This is a genomic window from Bradyrhizobium betae, from assembly GCF_050632175.1.
In the GTDB taxonomy this organism is placed as follows: Bacteria; Pseudomonadota; Alphaproteobacteria; order Rhizobiales; family Xanthobacteraceae; genus Bradyrhizobium; species Bradyrhizobium betae_B.
The window spans coordinates 4,033,686-4,052,481 of sequence record NZ_CP192576.1 but is presented as its reverse complement, the minus strand read 5'-3'; the positions used below and the strand labels follow the sequence as shown (position 1 = coordinate 4,052,481).

Genomic DNA, 18,796 nt, shown 5'->3' with positions numbered 1-18,796 from the left:
CGATCGAATGTGTTCGATCAGCAGTTTGAATCGCCACCGTGCAAAAGGCCAGCGCGAGCAATTCCCGTGAACATCAAGGCCACTTCGGATTGTTGATATGGCCGATGTCGTGGTCGTCGGCGCCCCAGTCGCGCACATGCACGCTGCCGTCGGCTAACACTTCCATGACCTTGTTGACCAGATCGTCGTTCATGGCGGCGTAGGCGTCGAGCGCTTTCTCGAAAAGGGCGGCGTGGTGCTGTCCGCGGTTGTTCGGCGCTTGCGGGATCAAGATGACCAGGCCGGGATGGATCTCGATCGCGGCGTGCTGCTTCAGGAAATCGCGACGGTTCAGGGTCACGACGATGTAATCGTTGTCCACCGCAAAAGGCACCAGATTCCAGTCCTGCCAGCCCGCCTTGCCGATGTGCGGCACGTAGTCAGCGTCGTAGCCCCGAGCCTTGGCGATGGCGACGAGGTCGGCGTTCAGGCATTCGTCGATCAGAAAGCGATCCATCAGTGCTGGGGCGCCGGCGCGTCCATGGACCTCCACCCGGGGCCGTAGGTGGTCTCGGCCCAGCGCGCGACTGCGTCGATCCCGTCCACCGGAAGGCTGGGGTAGTCGCGGAAGATCTCTTCCGGCGAGCAGTCCGCCCGCAGGTAGCTCAGGATCGTCTCTGCCAAGATACGTGTGCCGCGAACGACGGGGTCCCCGCTCATCACCGTCGGGTCGCTAACGACCTCCGTCATCACTGCCGCACTTCGTCTCGGCGCAGCCATCACCGTCTCCATCGCGAAATCGCTCGTTCCATCAATATCGGCCGCATCCCGGCCGGGCGCAACGGCACCGGTCCGCCTGTCCAAATTAACCATGTGGAACAAGATCCTCGACTCTCGGCCTTGTATTTGGCAGTTTATACTACCAGATGTTCATTTCCAATAAGGGAATAAACCGCCGTGCATACCGCGATGAGCCGAGAACAGCGTCGATTGGTCGAGACCATGCGCTCGACCGTGAGCGATTACGGCGACGTGCTGCGCTCTCGGGACGCGTACGCGGGCGGCATGCAGTGGCTGACGGTGAAAGGCCGCGAATACCTGACGCGGTACCGCTACGACCCTGTTTCCGGAGACAAGAAGGCCGTTTCGCTCGGCCGTCGGACCCCTGAGACCGAGAAGATCCACGACGCGTTCATGAAGGAGCGCGCCGAGCTCGACGGCCGGATCGCCCAGCTCAGGCCTGCCATGGCCGAACAGGCAAGGATGGCCAAAGCTCTCAGGCTGTCGCGCGCTCCTTCCGAGGTTGGCGGCGTGTTGCGGGCGATCGGCACGTCGGACCTGATCGACCACGTGACGCTGGTCGGCGAGGCTGCGGTCTACGCCTACGAAAACGAGATGACATCCCAGTTGCCCCGCGAGGTTCTGCCGGACGAGGGTCTCGACCTTCTGGTCGCCGGTGTGCGCGCGGTGGACTCGATCGACGAGCTCGTCGCGGTGCTGCGGCGGGCCAAGATCCCGGTCCGTCCGGGCCGCGCCCGGGGGCGGGACGCCGCCGAACTGCGGACCGAGGAGAACCTGACGATCCGGCTGTTCACGTCGTCCTCGATCGATCGGATGGTGGACGACTACGAAAGCTATTCCGCCGGCCAGGCGCCGCGATGGGCTGCCGAGCAGACGCCGATCCGCTCGGTGGTGATCGACCGGTCTGGACGGGCCGCCTCCGTCTCGGTGCTGGAGCCGCGGGCCTGGGCGATCCTGCGCTGTGTCGTGCTCGATATGGACGAGATGTCGGTGGGCCGCCGCGAGACTTCGACCGAACTCATCTCGACGACCGCGCGCATGATCCAGGACCGTTGGCCGGAGCCGTTTTCCGAGGAAATCTACGGCTTCGGGCCGTTACGTGATGCTCTCGAGGGAGAGGAGTTTCCGCCCCCGCCAAGACTGTAGCGGCATCTCTATTCCAAGGATTCGTTTACCGCCACCTCAGGATGTGGCGGGCGCTTAGGTATTGTTCAGAGTCGGTGCGTTTATGTTGTCGGCAGTTCAGAGTTCATCAGGAGCGGAGCGGCCCTTGTCGTTCCGTACAGCCCGTCACATGGCTCGAAATGCCACAGTGCGGTGCCCCACGGCGCCGCAGCCGCTTTATCACGTCACCGTTCCAATGCCCGTGGAAGGCATGGAAGGCTGGACGGCACGCGTGCTTTGTCTGCAGCATCCCGGCGGCGAGATCGAGGTTTTCCGCCCGCTGCTGAAATACTTCAAAGCGCACCCGACCCGGTCCAGTTCGTGGCAAGACACTGCCGCGCAGGCCATCGGGCTCCTTTGGGACTACAGCGTCGCGACCCGGGAAACTCGACCGAACCGCGGCGCGCGGGACCTGTTCCGCGATTTCGCGCTATCGCTGGCGAAAGGCACCATCGCGACCGACTGCACCGATCCCACCGGACTGTACTGGCCTTCGACGCCGTACGCGCGTTGCAAAGGGCTCATCAAGGCCATCGAGAAGTTCGCCGGCTGGTGCGACTACGAAGCCGGCAGCGGATCGCCGCTCGCTCCGGACTACGTCCCGCTGATCCCGCAGACGGGCGAGCACGTGGCTGCCATGATCCGTTGGAGCCGGCTGCGCGAGGGATCGATGCTGAAGCACATCGCTCACGCTCCGCGCTCGCAGCCGAAGAGCATCGTCGAGCACGGGCGCGAGCCCGCCGGACGAAGCGCCGAGCCGGTCAAGTTCTTCCCGCCGGAGCATGCCGCCCGCCTGATCTGGGAGGGCTACAAGATCCCCGGGGCCGAGCTCGAGGCGAACGTCTTCCATCGCTACAACGTGCGCAACATGATGATCGCGCTCCTCGACGGGTGGGGCGGCCTCCGCCGCTCCGAGGGGCTGCATCTCTGGGTTCAGGACGTCGTCGAGGATCCCAACAACCTGGACCACGCGCTGGTCGTGCTCAACCATCCCGCGGAGTCCAAGGTCGAATTCACCGATCCGATCAGCCTCCGGGTCGAGACCATGACGCGGCGCGAATTCCTGAAGCGGCAGTATGGGTTGCTGCCGCGCAACGACGTTACGCGGGGCGGTTTCCACGCCGGTTGGAAGGGAATGGACCTCGATCCGCGGTACCAGTCCTGCGTCTTCTGGATCGACCCCGACGCCGGCAGGCTGTTCTGGGCGCTCTACTGGGGCTACCTCAACTACGTGCGCACGCCCATCATGGCGGAGCGGATCAAAGCCGGCGGCGGCGACCATCCGTTCCTGTTTGTCTCCATCAAGGGCGATGAGAACGGCGAGGGGTCAGCTTTCCCGGAGAACCGTACTCGGAAGGCGCGTACGAACGCAGCCACGCGGCTGCGGTCGAGCGTATCGGTCTCGAACACAAGAAATACGCAGGCACCACGACGCATGCGCTGCGCCACCTGTACGGCCAGACGCTCGAAGCGCAGGGGCTCCCTCCGCAGGTCATCAAGAAGGGACTCCATCATCGCAACTACTTGTCGCAGGTGCCCTACACCGTGCCGGACAACAACAAGATCAGCCAGAAGCTTCGGGAGGCCCAGGACAAGATACTGAAAGGAGAAATCCGCGCGGTTGCGCCGCTCGCGAGCTCCACTGCCGAGGCGCTGCTCAAGATCCGCGAGTTCATGTCGGGAGGTCCCTTTGGCTGACAGCGATTTGACCTTCATGACGAACGAGCTGATCGAGGGGCGCTACTTCAATTCGAGCGAGGACCGATCTGCGCTCATTCCGAGCCGGGCCGACGAGCCCCTCGAATTGCAGCAGATCGTGGAAGCTCACATCCGCAAACACGCGGAAACCGACGATCTCGACACCAAGAACGAGGTCGTTTCCGAACTCATGGACCTGCATCGTCAGGGCCTCATCCTGTGGCCGCTGGGCGCGCTGTGGGGCCGGTCAGCCATGGGCGAAGTAAATGAGCAGCGCTTCGCGCGCAGCGTCCTCGACCATGATCCGGGCCTCTATGACGTCAGGAACGTCATCCTGGAAACGAAGCACTTCCAGGAATCGAAGTGGTCCGAGAAAGAGAAGGCCAATCGCAGCTTCGTGTTCTGGAAATTTGCCGCGGCCTTGCACTTTGCCGGCGAGGGCATCGACGGCATCGAGATGATCCAGGAAGTTCACCTGGTCAAGATGGCCGAAGCTTTCAGGGTCGACGGTGGCTGGAAATCGTGGGTGCCGTCTGCCACCCGGAAGCATTTGCGCTACCTCGCAGGCTTGCTCGGCGACCTTCGCGGCGATCCGCTGTTTGCAGTCGCAGTTCGGCAGGACCTGCGCAAGTCCAAGGCGGCGGCGCGGCTGACCGACATCCTACGCCACGCACCACACCTGAAGTGGATCGAGGAGCAGTTCGAACTCTGGATCGACCAGCAGAACGTGCTCACCAAGGACAACTACAGGGACGGCCTGCGGCTGCTTTTGACCTACCTGGCTGGGCTGCCCTCGGAGCCTGCGCGCGACCATCTGGAGCTTCTTTCCGAGCCGGTGCTGCGCCCGCTCCTCGAGTACGCGAAGAAGTGGTCGGCGGCGTCCGCGCGCATCAATGCGGTGGCCAAGATCCATCACTTCTGCAGGTATCTTTCCGACGAAATTGCCGCGACCGGCGGCAAGAAGATTGAACTTGGTTTCCGTGAGGCCGACCTCGACCGTTTCAAGTCGAGCCAGGCGGTTAAGGGCCCGAGTTCGGCGCATAGCGACGTCCGGGCCCGTCCCATGCCGCCCCGCTACCACCAGATGCTGAAGGAGATCATCCGGGAGCAGGACTTCAAGTGGGCGAAGGAGTTCACGCGGCAAGAAAAACGCGTCCACTGGATAACCTGGTTCAACCCCGAAAAGGGCACCACCGAACCCGTGTTCTGCGAGGTTCTACCTCGCATGCTGCTCGTCCATCTCGATCTGCCGCTACGCAACGTGCAGGTTCGCCGCCTCGACAGCGGCGAAGGCGACTCCCGCGCGTGGGACCCCGCAACTGGTCGCTGGAAGGCGGCGACCGGCCCGCATGCGGGCTATTGGGAAGGCGTCGGGGCAAAGAATCCTCGCCGCGGCGTCTTCCGGGAAATCCAGACCCTGACCGGGCAGATCACCGGCTTCTGGGTCAACAGCAACAAGACCCAGGACGGCGGCGGCCTGTTCGGCGAGAACAGCGGGTACGAAATCCCGTGGCAGCACGAAGAGGCGCTACGCAACCTCGCCGAGATGCGCGCCTGGCAGGAAAAGTATAATCCCGTCGAGGGGCCGCTGGAGCACGAGAATCTGCCTTCCAACGCCTTTGACGACGACCCGTCGCAATTGGTCAAGACCATGCTGCCGGCGCGCTTCTACCTCTTCCGCTACCCGGACAACTCCGGACCGCGCGGCAACGAGGCGCCGGTAGGCTACAAGCTTTTCTATCAGTTCTTCCACGATGCGCTGGCGGAGCTCGAGCCGCCGCCTGAAGGAGGAAGATCCGGACTTTCCGGTCAACATCATCACCAAGTGGGAGGGCGATTCTCCGAAGGCCGCCATCTTCACCATCCACGGCATGCGCTCGGCGAATCTGACCTCGCTGTACATGGCGGGGGTGCCGATCGAGATCTTGAGCAAGGTCGTCGCCGGACACGCGACCATCCTGATGACGCTGAAGTACACCAAGTTCGAGCCGGTGCACGTCAACGAGATCCTGACCAAGGCCCGCATGCAGGCGCTCGCGACCGCGCGGGACGAATTCCCGGACCTGCTCAAGAGCGCTTCGCTCGAGCAGGCCATGCAGATGACGGCCCGACTGACCGAGGACGGCGTCCGGCAGATGAAGGGCCCCTACGACGAAGCCAGCATCTGGGCGAGGCTCGACATCGGCATCTGTCCGAACGGGGGCACTCAGTGCCATGTCGGCGGTCCGGTCGTGGTCCAGCGCAACGACAAGGGCAAGAACAGGTCTAAATACGCCCGCGTGCCCGGCGGGGACCGCAATTGCGTGCGCTGCCGGTTCTTCGTGACCGGCCTGCCGTTCCTCATCCCGCTCTGGTCTCACGCCAACGCGATCTTCGCCAAGATCGACCGCGTCGCGAAGAAGATGGACGCCTGCCAGAAGGAGACCGAGAAGCTGAAGGTCGAGTGCAAGCGGCTGAACGCCGCCGGCGAGCAGGCCCCGCGCAGCATGCGGCAGCGGATCCGGCAGCTTGAAGAGGCCTGGATGACCGATGCGGTCATGCGCGATCAGGCGCTGGCGGATGCCGAGGCGACGATGCTCCTGATCGAGAAGATCCGGGTGATCGACGGTGCCTCCGCCGACGGTGACAGCAAGCTGCCCATGTTGCTCGCCGACGACATGTCGCCTGAGGTCGTCGGACGGGAATCGACCAGGTTCGAGCTCGTCGACGCGGTGGTCCAGGCCTCCCGCTGGTTTCCCTCGATCGCCGACGACGGTCTCGGAGATGGAGCGGAGATAGCTCCCTCGACAAGATACTCTATCGGAATGGTTACGCTCCCATCACCCTCTCCTCCCTGAGCGATGCGGAGCGCCGGCGGGCGGCGGATGCTCTTGCTGCCCTAATCCTCGTCGAACTGCAGGCAACGGAGGCGCAGAACCTGATCGACGGCAGGAAGAGCCTTGCCGACTACGGCGGCTTACGGGAGCGGCTGGAGGCCGTCGCCCAAAAGGCGATCGGACGCCCCATCGAACGACTGGCGCTGCCGCGCCGGGAACGCCGGCCACCATCGACGCAACGGCAGAGGAAGCCACGTGACGCGTTCCATCCTCCCCGAACTGCTCCGCGACCTGGAGCTCTACCTCGACCGCCAGGCTATCGAGTGGCAGCGGCAGCCCGAGCACGACCGCGTGCCCACCCTGCCTGCCAACCCTGACAGCAAGGTCAACGTGCGCGCCATCATCCTGGCGCTCGGCCGTGCGCAGTCGCAGGAGCAGCATCTCTTCAACAAGCCCGAGCTCAAATCGGCCATCAACGCTGTGGCCATCGAGCAGGGGCTGAAGCCGATCGGATCGCGGAGCGATGTTGGAGAAAGCCATCGCCGACCGGATGCGAAGGACGGAAGCTAGGTCGAACGAACTGGCCAAGACGGTCGCGGAGCAGGCTTCCGTCATCGAGAAGCAGCGCCGCACCATCGACGGTTTGCGTGAGCAGATCAGGATCTTCGAGGAGACCGGTCAGGTGCTCAGGACCGCACCGGTGCGCACATGAGGGTGATGGTCGACAGCATCGTCTCGGAGAAGCCGTACGGGGTAATTTTTTCCGCCACGGTGGCCGAGGAAGGTAGTCGTCGGCATGGACAGCGGCTGCGCGTGCGGGCCGAGCTACGGCACCTGCTCGGTGTGCCGACAGTCGGGGACACCTGGGAGATCGACGGAGACGTCCTGCAGACTTCCTACGGCCCCCAGCTGTCGGTCCGCACGGGTCGTCGTCTTCTCTCGTCTGGCCGCCTGGTCAAACAATTTCTCGCCTCTCACGTGCCCGGCGTCGGGACTGGAGCGCGCTGATCGGCTGTGGAACGCCTTCGGCGAGAACCTGCCCGAAGTGCTTTCCACCGACGACATGCTGGACGCGATCGCTGCGGCCATGTCGCCGGAGAAGCCGGTTCTCGGAAAGCGCCTCGCCGTGCTGGCCGTCTCTGCCTGGCGCACTGCGAGCAGCGAAGCAGCGCTCGTCGCCTGGCTGGACCGGCTTGAGTACACGACCTCCGGGTGGTCCGCCAAATCCATCGCGTGTTCGGAAATGCCGCCATGGAGCTTGTCGCGGCGAACCCCTACGTCATGACCCCTCTGCTGTCGTGGAAGCAGATGGACGAGCTAGGCAGGCGGCTTCTCCGCGAGGATGGGCGCGAACCCTCAAGCAATGCCAGGCGCTGGGTGGGCGCCGCCGACGAGGCGGTCAAACGGATGCTCCGTCGGGGCGATACGGCCGCATCGCTCGCAGACTTCACTGCCGAACTCGGCGCGCTGCTGGGGGCGCTGGCCGACTGCGATTTGGCGCTGAAAGCCGCTCTCGGCAACGGAGCGGCACTGCGCGCCGGCGACCAACTGCGGGCTCCCGGGGCCGCGGCTCTCGAGGATGATCTCGTCGAACGCCTCAAGACCCTCTCTTCCAGGCCGCTGGAGCCGCGCCTGAAGGCGATGGCGCCAAGTCGCTGGGCCGAGATCCTGGCCGACCTAGCGGGTCCCGGCGGGCTCTCCAGCCCGAACAGAACGCCGCTGCGGTCCAGATCATGTCCCGCCCTCTGGCGTGCCTGGTCGGCGGCGCGGGGACGGGCAAGACGTTCACCTGCAAGCTGATCTGTGGACCTGTGGATCCGCTTCGGTGGAGACGTGCTCCTTGTGCGCCCTCGCCGGCAAGGCGGCGCTGCGGCTGTCCTGTTCGACCGGCCGTTTGGCGAAAACCCTGTCCAGGACATTGGCGGAGCTCGCCGAGCGCGACGACCTCGAAGCCCTTCTCGTCGACGAAAAACGCGTCCGAAGACGAAAAGCAGAAGGCCAAGCTGAAGCTGGACGGCCTCAGCCGGATCACCGACAGCACGCTCGTCGTCGTCGACGAGGCTTCCATGGTCGATCTCCCGACTTTCGACAAGCTGGCCAAGCGGCTCCGCCCCGGCAGCCGGCTGCTGCTCGTCGGCGACGAGGCTCAATTGCCGCCGATCGGTTTTGGCTTGGTTTTTCACAAGCTCGTCGGCGACCCCTCTATCACTTCCCGCCTGACGCAGGTTCATCGCCAAGCGGCCGCCACCGGCATCCCCGCGGCCGCCTCGGCGATCCGGACGGGCGGTCTGCCCGACTTCTCGCCCTTGCCGGTCCGACCCACGGCATCTCGTTCGTCGACGTAGCTTCAGAAATCCTTGCTGGCGCCCTCGACGACGTCATCGAGCGGTTGGGCGGTCCTGCCGACGTTCTCGTGGTGACCGCCACCATCGGCGGCGCGGCCGGCGTGGAGTCCGTGAACGAACGCCGGCACGCCCGCCACGTCGCTGTTGGTCGCGAGGAGCTTCGGGGCTTCTTCGGGCGGCGTTTCTCGGTAGGCGAGCCGGTGATCTTCGGCCGCAACGACTACCGCGCCGGCCTGTTCAACGGACTGCTGGGGCACGTCATCGAGCTCGACTTCGAGAGTCGCGCTGTCAGCGTCCTGTTCGACGGCGACGGCGAGCCGAAGAAGCTTGGGGACGAACACCTCGTCGACCTCGACCTGGCCTATGCGGTCACCTGTCACAAGTGTCAGGGATCGAGCGCCAGGCGCGTCGTCGTTCCGATCTACGGCACCCGCCTGCTCGACCGGTCCTGGCTCTACACGGCGGTCACGCGCGCCGAGGAGCAGGTCGTCTTGATCGGCGACAGGAACGTGTTCGGTACCGCCGTAGCGAAGCCTCCCGCTGCGACCTTCAGGAAAACGGGGCTGCAATGGCCGTGACAACAAGGAATTCATCCGGGCTCCCGACGTTCGTTCGATTGATCCCCGGAGCTGCCCCTCGCGCGACCCGTCCGGCGACGACGCGCGCAAACCGCAAGGGCGGAGAGCGAAGCGTCCCTTGCAGGTGAGCACGGCGGCGGCAGGGTCTTGAGCGAGAGGGCGGACGGGATCCTTCGATTGATCCCTGGTGAGCCCGAGCGGAATTCTTCTGAAATCGAGAATTTGAGGAGGACATCGTGAGCAAGCAGTTGATTGCGCAGTTGACCGAGGCAGCGAAGGCCTGCCTTGCCGACCAGAAAGCCACGACTTCCAACGAAAGCGTCAAGCGGAAGCTCGACGTGCTGTCGGGCATCTGCGAGAGGCTCGCGACCACGCCTGGCGAAAAGCCGCTCACCATCGCCGAGGTTGCTCGTCGTCACAACGACCTGAGCGAGCAGACGATCCGCAACGGAGGCGCCAACGGGCAACCGCTACATGCACGTATTTCGCGCATGGGAGCGTGTGGCCGATGCCTTTATCGCGGCCGACCGTCCCTCGCCGCGCAAGGGCGTCCAGATACTGACCGAGAGCGACCTCCACAGCATCAAGGACCCCGTCCTGAGGCACCAAATCACGCTGGTGTTCGCTCAGAATAAGGGCCGGTACAACGAGATTAACACCCTCAAAAAGCTCTTGAAGGAGCGTGAAATCAGGTTCTCGGAGGGGCCGGAGCATCGAAGCCTGACCGGCGGAGAAGACCTTGTTCTTACCTCAGCCGAACTCGACGCTGTCCGTGATTTCATCAACCCCAAGAAGATGAAGGCGAAACACCTGAAGCCCTCTAAGGACGACGGCGTTCACACCGTCGATGGGCAGGCGGTCGCGGACCCGGGCTTCCTCTCGGCACTCCGGAAGATCTCGAAAAGCTACGAACTGCCGGAATGAGCAGTCCGGGACTTCGTCGGCTCGCGTGGGACCGTTGATCTGAATCAACAGACAGACACGGGCGTCGGCCGATGCTTTAAGAATGAAATCACCCAGTGAGAGCCAGCCTGGCAAAAGGCTCCCTGTCCCGGCGTCGCGGCGCACGGCAGAGATGCTTCGCATGATCGAGGAGTACGCAGATGACCTGCGGGAGATCATCAAGCAGCTTCGAGGATCACTGCATTGAACAGTGCGGCATCCGCTTGGCGCGGCATAGGCGCTCTTGCGCCCGGATGAGATGATGCTGAACGGTGGCGCTCCGTAAGGGAATCGAACCCTTCTTTGAGCCTTGAGAGGGCCCTGTCCTAACCGATAGACGAACGGAGCAAGGTCCGCGAAGCGGGCCTTCTACTAGTCTTTGCGAACCTACCAAAATAGGCTCGCTACACTCCCTTTCGGTACATATACCGAGGCAAAAACCCTATCACCTACATACATGGTATGGTCGGAGGGGGGTATTTACCGTCCTAACCGCTAGACGAAGGGAGCGTGCGGGCTAGCTAATCAACCTCGAAATTTGTCCGCCGCAAGGACCCGGGAGGCCCTTTACGGCTCATTGGCAAATTTCAGCTTTCCAGCCGGCTTCAGGGTGTGGGCGTCGAAGGTGCGGATCTCGGTGACCCCGCCGACGTCGAGGGTGACGACGAGGCGGTCGCCGGCAACCCCGGTCGAGACGATCCTGGCGCCCTTCGGCAGGGTGGCGGTGACGTCGGCCATTGGCCCGGGCGCCCTTCCCTCGGACTTGAAAAGGCGGTAGCCCACCGCGATCAGGACGGCGCAGATGGCCAGCGCCGTGGTCAACCCCGCGATCAGCATCATCCGCCGAACCCGCGCAAACAGCGCGGCCTGCTCGGGGCTCGGTTCGGGAACAGCGGTATCAGAAATCGTCATGGAAAACTCGGGCTCTGCGCAAAGGTTGGAGGTTGTCGTCGAAGGCTCCGAGGGCTCGGCCCGGCTCGACCGCGTGCTGGCGGCGCACCTCACCGAGCTGTCGCGATCGCGGCTGAAAGCCCTGATTCTGGCGGGAGCGGTGACCCTCAAGGCCTCCGCGATCCGCGACCCCGCTTATCACGTCAGTTCCGGCGATACGATCACAATCGACGTGCCGGAGGCGGTGCCCGCCGAGCCCAAGGGCGAGGATATCGCGCTCGATATCGTGTTCGAGGACGACGACATCGTGGTCCTCAACAAGCCGAAAGGGCTGGTGGTGCACCCCGCGGCCGGCCACGAGACCGGCACGCTGGTGAATGCACTGATCGCCCATTGCGGAACGTCGCTGTCCGGCATCGGCGGGGTGCGCCGGCCCGGCATCGTACACCGGCTGGACAAGGACACGACGGGGCTGATGGTGGTCGCCAAGAACGACCTCGCCCATGCCTCGCTCACCGCGCAATTCGCCGATCACGGCCGCACCGGGCCGATGCGGCGCGGCTACATGGCCTTTGCCTGGGGCGTGCCCGGCCGGCAACGCGGCACCGTCGATGCACCGATCGACCGCCACCCATATGCGCGCGAGAAGATGGCGGTGCGCCAGAGCGGCCGCGAGGCGGTGACGCATTGGGAGATTCTCGAGAGCTTTGCCGGGCGCGACGGAAAGCCGATCGCGACGCTGCTCGCCTGCGAGCTCGGAGATCGGCCGCACCCACCAGATCCGCGTCCACCTCGCCCATATCGGGCACCCCCTGATGGGCGACGCGGTCTATGGCCCGCATTTCAAAACCAAGGCGAACCAGCTCGGCCCGGAATCGCAGGCCGCCCTGGCCAGCCTGGGACGGCAGGCCCTGCACGCCTATCTCCTGGTATTGGAGCACCCGAGGACCGGAGAACTTCTTCACTGGGAGGCGGCTCTGCCGGAGGATTTGCTTCTCCTGCAAGGCGCCCTGAAAGCGGCGCTATGACGCAGGTCGGTTCAGAAAGCCTTTACATTACAAAAAGTTATAGCAGCCACACGGGGACGTGACGTCAGCAATCCTTCCCTTTTTGCCCTCCGATGAGGTAGAGTTGCGCCTGCGTTGGAAAGGACCAACGCGGAACATCGCAGCTACGGCCGGCTTTAACAAAGCGGTCGTCTGCCTGGCCCGCCGCTATCGGGGGCCTGAACCTTGGAGGGCTCAACACATGGCCCGTACCGCTGCTTTGCCGGTGCTCAACGGAGAATCCGGCCTCTCTCGCTACCTCGCCGAGATCCGCAAATTCCCGATGCTGGAACCCCAGCAGGAATACATGCTCGCCAAGCGTTGGCGCGAGCATGACGATCGCGACGCGGCACACCAACTCGTCACCAGCCATCTCCGCCTCGTGGCCAAGATCGCCATGGGCTATCGCGGCTACGGCCTGCCGATCTCCGAGGTCGTCTCGGAAGGCAATGTCGGCCTGATGCAGGCGGTGAAGCGTTTCGAACCCGAGAAGGGGTTCCGTCTCGCCACCTACGCGATGTGGTGGATCAAGGCGTCGATTCAAGAGTACATCCTGCGTTCCTGGTCGCTCGTGAAGATGGGCACCACCGCGAACCAGAAGAAGCTGTTCTTCAACCTGCGCAAGGCGAAGAGCAAGATCAACGCGCTGGACGAAGGCGATCTCCGCCCCGACCAGGTGAAGATCATCGCCAAGCGCCTCGGCGTCACCGATCAGGACGTGATCGACATGAACCGCCGCCTCGGTGGCGACGCGTCGCTCAACGCACCGATCCGCGACGACGGTGAAGCCGGCGAATGGCAGGACTGGCTGGTCGACAATACGCCCAACCAGGAAGCCATGCTGGCGGAGCACGAGGAATATGACGAACGCCGCGACGCCCTCAACGGCGCCATGAGCGTTCTTAACCCGCGCGAACGCCGCATCTTCGAGGCCCGCCGCCTCGCCGATGATCCCATGACGCTGGAAGACCTTGCTGCCAGAGTTCGGCGTGTCGCGCGAGCGCGTCCGCCAGATCGAGGTCCGCGCCTTCGAAAAGGTGCAGGCCGCGGTCAAGGGCATCGATCGCAAAGGCCGAACAGGCCGCGCTGGAAGCCGCGCATTAAGCGAGGCTTCGGCGCCAGGAGATTGGCGGATCGAAAGAGACGGAAAGCCGGCGGCGACGCCGGCTTTTTTGTTGAGCTGATACTTTGCCTGAGTGATGCGCAGCGCGCGGCCCACCCTCGCGAGCGAGGCCGGCTCGTCCAGCGAGTCCTGCTGCGATGGTGTCTCGTCGAGCAGCGCGCCTTCCTGAGTCTTGTTAGTCGGCGGAGACGATTTCGGGCTGGTCTGCGCGGCAGACTGAGACGGCCATCACATTCCCCTCCGCTTGCCTGTCCTACAACCGAGCTTGCCTTGAACCCGCGCTGCCGGTCAACCGACCGACTGGGATCGGCCGGCAGCATCCATTGAACGGACACCACCCGTGGCGATCATCCTGCAATCCACCGTCGGCGGCTTCTCCGCCCAGTTCATGCGCAAGCTGCCGCTGGTCGAGCAGGCGATGCGCGAGCACGGGCTCGACCCCAGCGGAGTTCGTGATCTCCAAGTGACTATGCGTCGACCGCGGCGTACCACGATCATTGGCCCGTTCTTCTTCAACTACAGGCGTCTTCTTCGGCGAGGAGACATTCACCGTCACCGAGCCGAACGACATGGTGTTCCTGGACTACTTCTTCCAGCGCGTGCTGGCGGCGGACGGACCGCCGGAAGCACCGCGGCGACCGGGATTGATCCGGCGGTTGTTCAGCTGGATGTCGGAGCCGGTTTGACCTTCACTCCCCCAGGTCCGCGCCAGGGTCGCAAGCGAGCAGCCTTCGCAATAGCGCGGTCCTTGTAGTCGATCCAGTTGTGCGCATAGACGTGGTCGAGCGGGATGCCGTAGCGCACGCGCAGGACCTGGACGAGGATCTTCCACGCCGCGACCTGCGCCTCGGTCGGAGCTGCCGTGACATCGGGATAGTTGCCCGCGAACTCGACGCCGATCGAATTGCCGCGCACGACCTGACGGTAGGTCGGCTTGTTGTCGATATATTTGTTGTCGTTGCGATTGGCGCCGTCGCCATGGGGTCGGCACCAGATTCTCCGCGACCGCCCAATAGACGGTGCCGTCGGTCTCGACCCACACCGTGACGCCGCGCCGCGTCGGATTCCTGGACCGTGCTGCTGCGCCGCCGCGCGCTGAGCCTGCCGGTCCCTCGGTCTGGTGCACGATGATGTTGCGCCAGGGGTGCGCGTTCTCGACGTCACCCCAGGGCGCAAGCCAGACGATTTTCAGCCCGGGAATATCGGGCGTGCCGGGGCTGCGCGCGAGCTTTGCGAGCCCGGCGTCGGTTGCGGCGGCGGGAACGACCAGGGCGAATGCAGCGAGAACAGCCGCCAGACGCAGGCGAGAGATCATCATGCGGGTCCAATCACGGACCGAGCTCTCAGCACGGTCTCTACGCGAATTTGCGCGCGGCCTCGCCGAGCCCGAGCGGCTCGGGCGAAAGCGGCGGAGCCGGATCGTAGACGGCAAAGTCGTTCTTGCCGTTCTTCTTGGCGATAGAGGGCATGATCGGCGTGCGCGATCAGCCGGTCCGGGAATTGGCCGATGCCGCGGTCCCATTCGGCCGCGCCGATCGAGATCGCGATCGCGATGTCCTTGCCGCCGCACGCCACGGCATCCTGACGGCAGACCTCGAGCACGCGGCGGGCGATCATTGCGGCCTTCGCGCAGGGACGATGACGCTGCGCGCTGATGCAACCAGCCACACAAAAAAGGGCGAGTGAAATTTTTTTTTTTTTTTTTTTTTTTTTTTTCTGTCTGTTCTTTGCCTGGAGGGGCTGCTTCCTCTAAAAGTGGTTCCTGGGGAAATGTGTTGAGTGTTCTGAAAAAAAAAAATGAGTTTGTTCTGTGCCAGTAATGGTTTTTTTTTTTTTTTTTTTTTTGTTTTTTTTTTTTTTTTTTTTTTTTTTTTTTTTTTTTTTTTTTTTTTTTTTTTTCTGTTTTTTTTTTTTTTTTTTTTTTTTTTTTTGAAAGTTAAAATTGGTGAAATTCAAACAAAAAAAAAGTCAAGTCTGGGTTTTTTTTTTCCAAAAGGGGAAGTTTTCCAAAACTAGTTTGGAGAATGCAGAGCTCATCACTGTCTGCTGCTTTTGTGTTCTGGATCGTTCTGTGTCACCTGATTTCTATGGAAGTTCTTCTTTCCAAAGCTGGCTCATACTCCAAATTTTTTTTTTTTTTTTTTTTTTTTTTTTTTTTTTTTTTTTTTCCATTGTTGGAAGCAGTTGACTGCTTGTTCAAGTGTTCTGTCTCCTGGAACTGAGCTCATGTTCTTTGAGGAAGTGAGGGCCAAAAGAATGCAGCCAAACTCATGTGTGTTTTTCCCGACAACGGAAGTGGTTATGGATGAACAGCAAGCTTCTGTCTCCTTCAAAACAGCCCATTTCCCATGCAGGCCCTCCTGCAGATGCAGAGCTGGTGTACCCAGTTAGAAGCCAGGGGACTCTGCCAAGCAGACCAAGATGGCAAATGGCAGGGGAAGTGCGTTTAATGTCATGGTGTGTTAGGCAAGCTGTTTCTCTCTTAGAGCAGCATCTGGGAAGTCATTCACAGGGGGGGGTGGGGGGCTCATTGAAGGAAGTGGGAGTCCAGAATGCTGCAGTTGAAGCAGATCAGTTAAAAGCAAAATGTGAATGGAAGTTTTTTTTGAAAAAAAAAAAAAATTTTTTTTTTTTTCTTAGTGTCTTAAAAAAAAAAAAAAAAAAAAAAAAAAAAAAAAGAATGCTCTCCAATTTTTCTTTTTCTTTCCAAGTGAGTCTGGGGGGGGGGGGAGCATCAGAGTGTTGTGTGAGTCTGTGTGTGCTCTGCTGCAAGCTTCTCCTCCCGCCCTCGGCAGGGTACCAGCTTGTCCATGACTCGTCCCCGTTTTCTTGCGGCGAAGAATGCGCGGGTTGCACTTAACGGAACCTCACTGCGATCTGCGAAAGTCCGCCCTTGGTTTTGGATTCATGAACGGCGCGCGGCGATTATCGGAGCGTTAGTCATGTCTCCGCCGTCGCGTCGCAACGCGCGGCTAGGCGGATCTCGCGGACAAAAATCACCAGAAAATGCATCTGAGCTGTGGATAACGCAATGACACAGATGTGACAGCGCAGGGCAGAGACCTGCGAATCTGTTGAGTTTGTCGTCGAGGATGTTGCGAGGCTGGCCCTCCGCCGAGCATCCCTCGTGTCGCGTTTAACCATGAACCCCTAAGAGGATACTATGGCTAAGAAAGCGAAGAAGGCGAAGAAGGCGACGAAGAAGAAGGCCAAGAAGGCCGCGAAGAAGAAGTAGCCAGCATGTTCTTTGCCCGGGTGGAGTTTCGCTCCGCCCGGGCGTCGGGTAAGGCCAAGAGAGTTGATGGCGGGCGCGAGGCCCGCTTTTTATTGGCAGATGTTCGAGGAGCGGACGCTCCCGCAACAGCCTACCGCTCGGCGAACGCCAGCTTCGCACCCAGCAGCGCAAAACCGGCGGCAAAGCTGCGGCGCAGCCAGGCCATGACGCGGGGCCGCGAGATGACGCGCTCGCGCACCGAGGCGGCGCAGAGGCCGTAGACGACGAACACGGCGAAGGTCATCGCCATGAAGGCGCCGCTCAATTCCAGCATCCGCGCCAGCACATGGGCCTCGTCCACCGCGACGAATTGCGGCAGGAAGGCGAGGAAGAAGATCGAGAGCTTCGGGTTGAGGATGTTGATCAGGAAGCCGGTCACGACGATGCGGCCGCTGGAGCGCTCCTTGATCCCGCCCTCGACCGACAGCGCGCCGGTCTGGCGCAGCGCCTGCCAGGACATATAGAGCAGATAGAGCACCCCGCCCCATTTCAACGCGGCAAAGGCGAGCGCGCTGGTGTGCAGCACGGCGGCGAGGCCCAGCATCGCCGCGATCATGTGCGGGACGATCCCGGAGAGTACAGCCGAACGCCGCCGCGACGCTGGCACGCGAGCCACGCGTGAGCGCCGCGGCCAGCGTGTAGAGCACGCCGGTGCCGGGCGAAGCGACGACGATCAGAGAGGTGAGGAGGAATGACCAGGACATGAGCGGATCGTATCACCGCGCCGCTCAGTCCGAAAGGATTGCCGAGCCGTCAGGACAATTGCGCGATTTCGGCTTCGCGCAGGACGTCCAGCGGCGCCCATGGCTTGGCCCAGAATTTTGCGCCGTCAGGCAATGGCTGCATCAGCGGCCGCCCCGAGGTGACGACGACGTCGAGGCCGGGGTTACGGCCCTTGGCGACGTGCGCCAACTCGACCCCGGTCATGCGGCCTGCAAGCTGCACGTCGGTGAGCATCAGGCATAGCGCGCCGGCGTTCTTGTCCAGCACGCGTTCGGCAGCCTCCGCGCTTTCGCACTGGATGACCAGGTAGCCGCTCTCTTCCAGCAGGAGACTCAGCATCTCCCGCTGCATGGCATCGTCCTCAACGATCAACGCGGTCGCTTGATATGGTTGCGCCTGTCCCATTTGACTGCTCCCAAAATGCTCGCCTCCGCTCAAGTAGCGTGGGTTAAGGGGTCAAATCCGATACGGTTCGGTTCCATTCTTAAAAAATGTAAATCATAGTTCCCTCCCAAAGGTTGACGGGGGAATCCATGACGACGATTCGCGGCGCGGCCGCCATCACGGGAGCGGCCAGCGGCATCGGCCGCGCCCTCGCGATCGAACTCGCAAGCCGCGGCTGCGACCTTGCGCTCGCCGATCGCGACGAGGCGGGGCTGAAGACGCTCGCCGCCGAGATCGGACGGGATCGCAACATCAGCGTGCATCGCGTCGATGTCGCCGAAGCCGGCGATGTCGCGCAGTTCGCGGCCGATGCGATCGCGGCACATCCCACGCTCGGCATCGTCGTCAACAATGCCGGGGTGGCGCTGATGGGATCGTTCGAGGAGATCGACCAGGCGCAGATGGAGTGGCTGTTCGACATCAATTTCTGGGGCGTCGTGCACGGCACGCGCGCGTTCCTGCCGCATCTGAAGACGCGAGGCGAGGCGCATATCGTCAACCTCTCCTCGATCTTCGGCATCATCGCGCCGCCGGGACAGTCGGCCTATGCGGCGGCCAAGTTCGCGGTGCGTGGCTTTTCCGAGAGCGTGCGCCATGAGCTTGCGGCCGCGGGCAGCCCGGTGAGGCTCTCGGTCGTCCATCCCGGCGGCGTCGCCACCGCCATCGCGCGCAACTCGCGCACCGGGGTCGGCGTCACCGACAATGCCCGCCGCGCGCAATCGATCGAGCGGTTCGAGCATGCGGCGAAGACGACGCCGAAAGATGCCGCGCTGCGCATCATCAGGGGCATCGAGAAGAACGAGCCGCGCATCCTGATCGGCAACGACGCCCGCTTCATGGACCTGCTGCAGCGCTTCCGCCCGGGAACATACTGGGCGCCGCTACAGCGGAAGCTGGAGAAGATGGCGAAGGGGACGTGAATTCGTAGGATGGGTAGAGCGCAGCGAAACCCATCATGTTTCCGCGAGGAGG

General features: G+C 62.6%; 19 protein-coding genes, 1 tRNA gene and 6 pseudogenes. 16 read left to right on the top strand and 10 right to left on the bottom strand.

Annotation, left to right across the window (positions count from 1 at the left end; all coding sequences use genetic code 11):
- Positions 1–73: 73 nt before the first annotated feature.
- A complete protein-coding gene (locus tag ACQ86E_RS19590; protein ID WP_431201374.1) occupies positions 74–496 on the bottom strand; it encodes a DUF5615 family PIN-like protein in 423 nt (140 codons plus the stop codon).
- Positions 496–852, bottom strand: a complete 357-nt coding sequence (locus ACQ86E_RS19585) for a DUF433 domain-containing protein (RefSeq protein ID WP_431206511.1) — start codon at positions 850–852, stop codon at positions 496–498. Before ACQ86E_RS19585 ends, ACQ86E_RS19590 begins: the two co-directional genes overlap by 1 nt.
- Positions 853–969: 117 nt before the next feature.
- On the opposite strand from ACQ86E_RS19585, the gene ACQ86E_RS19580 reads away from it, so the two are divergent.
- The 12 genes and pseudogenes from ACQ86E_RS19580 to gmtX all read left to right on the top strand — a co-directional run.
- Entirely contained in the window at positions 970–1,926 is a 957-nt protein-coding gene (locus tag ACQ86E_RS19580) for a GSU2403 family nucleotidyltransferase fold protein (protein ID WP_431201373.1), read from the top strand.
- Between the two features lie 124 nt (positions 1,927–2,050).
- Positions 2,051–3,547, top strand: coding sequence for a hypothetical protein (locus ACQ86E_RS19575; protein WP_431201372.1), 1,497 nt, complete (start codon positions 2,051–2,053; stop codon positions 3,545–3,547).
- Between the two features lie 87 nt (positions 3,548–3,634).
- The gene (locus ACQ86E_RS19570; protein ID WP_431201371.1) at positions 3,635–5,911 is read left to right on the top strand and encodes a VPA1269 family protein; all 2,277 of its coding nucleotides are present in this window, start codon (positions 3,635–3,637) and stop codon (positions 5,909–5,911) included.
- Positions 5,874–6,479 carry a hypothetical protein gene (locus ACQ86E_RS19565; RefSeq protein ID WP_431201370.1) on the top strand — a complete coding sequence of 202 codons (606 nt, stop codon included), beginning with the start codon at positions 5,874–5,876 and terminating at the stop codon, positions 6,477–6,479. The genes ACQ86E_RS19570 and ACQ86E_RS19565 overlap by 38 nt, the downstream gene beginning before the upstream one ends.
- Positions 6,480–6,713: 234 nt before the next feature.
- Positions 6,714–7,028: a hypothetical protein gene (locus tag ACQ86E_RS19560; RefSeq protein WP_431201369.1), complete on the top strand. Its 315-nt coding sequence runs from the start codon at positions 6,714–6,716 to the stop codon at positions 7,026–7,028.
- The gene (locus tag ACQ86E_RS19555; RefSeq protein ID WP_431201368.1) at positions 7,009–7,170 is read left to right on the top strand and encodes a hypothetical protein; all 162 of its coding nucleotides are present in this window, start codon (positions 7,009–7,011) and stop codon (positions 7,168–7,170) included. The genes ACQ86E_RS19560 and ACQ86E_RS19555 overlap by 20 nt, the downstream gene beginning before the upstream one ends.
- 5 nt (positions 7,171–7,175) lie before the next feature.
- Positions 7,176–7,466: a hypothetical protein gene (locus tag ACQ86E_RS19550; protein WP_431201367.1), complete on the top strand. Its 291-nt coding sequence runs from the start codon at positions 7,176–7,178 to the stop codon at positions 7,464–7,466.
- Between the two features lie 37 nt (positions 7,467–7,503).
- Positions 7,504–7,743 (top strand): hypothetical protein, encoded by a 240-nt coding sequence (locus tag ACQ86E_RS19545; RefSeq protein ID WP_431201366.1) that lies wholly within the window; start codon positions 7,504–7,506, stop codon positions 7,741–7,743.
- Positions 7,710–8,258 (top strand): hypothetical protein, encoded by a 549-nt coding sequence (locus ACQ86E_RS19540; protein WP_431201365.1) that lies wholly within the window; start codon positions 7,710–7,712, stop codon positions 8,256–8,258. The genes ACQ86E_RS19545 and ACQ86E_RS19540 overlap by 34 nt, the downstream gene beginning before the upstream one ends.
- Positions 8,192–8,803, top strand: coding sequence for an AAA family ATPase (locus ACQ86E_RS19535; RefSeq protein ID WP_431201364.1), 612 nt, complete (start codon positions 8,192–8,194; stop codon positions 8,801–8,803). The genes ACQ86E_RS19540 and ACQ86E_RS19535 overlap by 67 nt, the downstream gene beginning before the upstream one ends.
- Before the next feature lie 71 nt (positions 8,804–8,874).
- Positions 8,875–9,381 carry an ATP-dependent DNA helicase gene (locus ACQ86E_RS19530; RefSeq protein WP_431201363.1) on the top strand — a complete coding sequence of 169 codons (507 nt, stop codon included), beginning with the start codon at positions 8,875–8,877 and terminating at the stop codon, positions 9,379–9,381.
- A 465-nt stretch (positions 9,382–9,846) separates the two neighbouring features.
- A pseudogene (gene gmtX, locus ACQ86E_RS19525) lies at positions 9,847–10,305 on the top strand (gamma-mobile-trio protein GmtX); the annotation flags it as partial.
- Between the two features lie 291 nt (positions 10,306–10,596).
- On the opposite strand, the gene ACQ86E_RS19520 reads toward gmtX, so the two are convergent.
- Together ACQ86E_RS19520 and ACQ86E_RS19515 are read right to left on the bottom strand one after the other, a co-directional pair.
- A tRNA-Glu gene (locus ACQ86E_RS19520) sits at positions 10,597–10,671 on the bottom strand.
- Between the two features lie 219 nt (positions 10,672–10,890).
- The gene (locus ACQ86E_RS19515; protein WP_431201362.1) at positions 10,891–11,235 is read right to left on the bottom strand and encodes a hypothetical protein; all 345 of its coding nucleotides are present in this window, start codon (positions 11,233–11,235) and stop codon (positions 10,891–10,893) included.
- On the opposite strand from ACQ86E_RS19515, the pseudogene ACQ86E_RS19510 reads away from it, so the two are divergent.
- Positions 11,234–12,242 (top strand): annotated as a pseudogene (locus ACQ86E_RS19510) (RluA family pseudouridine synthase). The gene ACQ86E_RS19515 and the pseudogene ACQ86E_RS19510 sit on opposite strands and share 2 nt — an antisense overlap.
- A gap of 220 nt (positions 12,243–12,462) precedes the next feature.
- Positions 12,463–13,364: pseudogene (gene rpoH / locus ACQ86E_RS19505) on the top strand (RNA polymerase sigma factor RpoH).
- Between the two features lie 272 nt (positions 13,365–13,636).
- Here rpoH and ACQ86E_RS19500 read toward each other — a convergent pair.
- Positions 13,637–13,954, bottom strand: a complete 318-nt coding sequence (locus ACQ86E_RS19500) for a hypothetical protein (protein ID WP_431201361.1) — start codon at positions 13,952–13,954, stop codon at positions 13,637–13,639.
- On the opposite strand from ACQ86E_RS19500, the gene ACQ86E_RS19495 reads away from it, so the two are divergent.
- Complete coding sequence (locus tag ACQ86E_RS19495) at positions 13,881–14,069, top strand: hypothetical protein (protein ID WP_431206649.1); 189 nt, start codon at positions 13,881–13,883, stop codon at positions 14,067–14,069. The genes ACQ86E_RS19500 and ACQ86E_RS19495 overlap by 74 nt on opposite strands.
- 8 nt (positions 14,070–14,077) lie before the next feature.
- On the opposite strand, the pseudogene ACQ86E_RS19490 reads toward ACQ86E_RS19495, so the two are convergent.
- From ACQ86E_RS19490 to ACQ86E_RS19470, 5 genes and pseudogenes are all read right to left on the bottom strand, one after another.
- Positions 14,078–14,701 (bottom strand): annotated as a pseudogene (locus ACQ86E_RS19490) (peptidoglycan recognition protein family protein); the annotation flags it as partial.
- A gap of 37 nt (positions 14,702–14,738) precedes the next feature.
- A pseudogene (locus ACQ86E_RS19485) lies at positions 14,739–15,006 on the bottom strand (diguanylate cyclase domain-containing protein); the annotation flags it as partial.
- A gap of 451 nt (positions 15,007–15,457) precedes the next feature.
- The gene (locus ACQ86E_RS19480; protein WP_431201360.1) at positions 15,458–15,583 is read right to left on the bottom strand and encodes a hypothetical protein; all 126 of its coding nucleotides are present in this window, start codon (positions 15,581–15,583) and stop codon (positions 15,458–15,460) included.
- Between the two features lie 1,165 nt (positions 15,584–16,748).
- Positions 16,749–17,361 (bottom strand): annotated as a pseudogene (locus ACQ86E_RS19475) (LysE family translocator).
- 49 nt (positions 17,362–17,410) lie between these two features.
- Complete coding sequence (locus ACQ86E_RS19470) at positions 17,411–17,785, bottom strand: response regulator (protein WP_431201359.1); 375 nt, start codon at positions 17,783–17,785, stop codon at positions 17,411–17,413.
- 128 nt (positions 17,786–17,913) lie between these two features.
- Between ACQ86E_RS19470 and ACQ86E_RS19465 the strand changes: the two genes are divergently transcribed.
- Positions 17,914–18,744, top strand: a complete 831-nt coding sequence (locus ACQ86E_RS19465) for an SDR family NAD(P)-dependent oxidoreductase (RefSeq protein ID WP_431201358.1) — start codon at positions 17,914–17,916, stop codon at positions 18,742–18,744.
- Positions 18,745–18,796 lie beyond the last annotated feature (52 nt).

Coding starts and splice junctions, on each gene's coding strand:
- ACQ86E_RS19555 (WP_431201368.1), top strand. CDS start 7,009: ATGCGAAGGACGGAAGCTAGGTCGAACGAACTGGCCAAGACGGTCGCG.
- ACQ86E_RS19465 (WP_431201358.1), top strand. CDS start 17,914: ATGACGACGATTCGCGGCGCGGCCGCCATCACGGGAGCGGCCAGCGGC.
- ACQ86E_RS19585 (WP_431206511.1), bottom strand. CDS start 852: ATGGTTAATTTGGACAGGCGGACCGGTGCCGTTGCGCCCGGCCGGGAT.
- ACQ86E_RS19515 (WP_431201362.1), bottom strand. CDS start 11,235: ATGACGATTTCTGATACCGCTGTTCCCGAACCGAGCCCCGAGCAGGCC.
- ACQ86E_RS19550 (WP_431201367.1), top strand. CDS start 7,176: ATGGTCGACAGCATCGTCTCGGAGAAGCCGTACGGGGTAATTTTTTCC.
- ACQ86E_RS19500 (WP_431201361.1), bottom strand. CDS start 13,954: ATGTCGTTCGGCTCGGTGACGGTGAATGTCTCCTCGCCGAAGAAGACG.
- ACQ86E_RS19540 (WP_431201365.1), top strand. CDS start 7,710: ATGGAGCTTGTCGCGGCGAACCCCTACGTCATGACCCCTCTGCTGTCG.
- ACQ86E_RS19470 (WP_431201359.1), bottom strand. CDS start 17,785: ATGGGACAGGCGCAACCATATCAAGCGACCGCGTTGATCGTTGAGGAC.
- ACQ86E_RS19535 (WP_431201364.1), top strand. CDS start 8,192: ATGTCCCGCCCTCTGGCGTGCCTGGTCGGCGGCGCGGGGACGGGCAAG.
- ACQ86E_RS19590 (WP_431201374.1), bottom strand. CDS start 496: ATGGATCGCTTTCTGATCGACGAATGCCTGAACGCCGACCTCGTCGCC.